Annotated in this window: 1 pseudogene; it reads left to right on the top strand. The window is 52.1% G+C overall.

The annotated features are described in order from the left end of the window. Positions 1–313 (top strand): annotated as a pseudogene (locus P0G09_RS16350) (FprA family A-type flavoprotein); the annotation flags it as partial. Between the last annotated feature and the right edge of the window lie 25 nt (positions 314–338).

Genomic DNA, 338 nt, shown 5'->3' on the forward strand with positions numbered 1-338 from the left:
GCTTATCTCCGTGGCGTTTAAGTACAGTCAAATTGTCCTGGCCTCTGTGACCTACAACCTCGGCATCTACCCTGCCATGCATGACTTCCTCATGGATATGAAGGCACTTAATCTGCAAAACCGCACCTTTGCCATCATTGAAAACGGCTCATGGGCGGTGAAGTCCGGTGACCTCATGCAGAAATTCGTCAACAATGAGCTTAAGAACATGACGGTGCTCTACGAGCGGCTCAGCCTCGCCTCGTCCATGGGCACGGACAAGCGCACTGAGCTGGAAGCACTGGCGGACGCCATTCTGGAATCTATGAAGTAACTGGCAGGAAAGCCAAAACCAAGAC

Source organism: Faecalibacterium sp. DFI.5.82, from assembly GCF_029076575.1.
Classification (GTDB): Bacteria; Bacillota; Clostridia; order Oscillospirales; family Ruminococcaceae; genus Faecalibacterium; species Faecalibacterium duncaniae.